Below are 241 nucleotides of genomic sequence, written 5' to 3' on the forward strand. Positions count from 1 at the left end.
TCGACCGATCTGGAACACGCGGGTCTATGTGCTGGACGGGAGCCTGCGTCCGGTTCCGGTGGGTGTGTCGGGAGAGCTGTACATCGCGGGTGCGGGTCTGGCGCGGGGGTATCTGGGTCGTGCCGGGCTGACGTCGGAGCGGTTCGTGGCCTGTCCGTTCGGGGGTCCGGGGGAGCGGATGTACCGGACGGGGGACGTGGCGCGTTGGCGGCCGGATGGAGAGCTGGAGTACCAGGGCCGA

Annotated in this window: 1 protein-coding gene; it reads left to right on the forward strand. The window is 70.1% G+C overall.

Annotated elements, in window-relative coordinates:
- Nucleotides 1–7 precede the first annotated feature (7 nt).
- Nucleotides 8–241, forward strand: a 234-nt coding sequence (locus FFK22_RS42590) for an AMP-binding protein (protein WP_373683786.1), incomplete at its 3' end; no start/stop codon positions are given.

The organism is Mycobacterium sp. KBS0706, assembly GCF_005938675.2.
Taxonomy (GTDB): domain Bacteria; phylum Pseudomonadota; class Alphaproteobacteria; order DSM-16000; family Inquilinaceae; genus Inquilinus.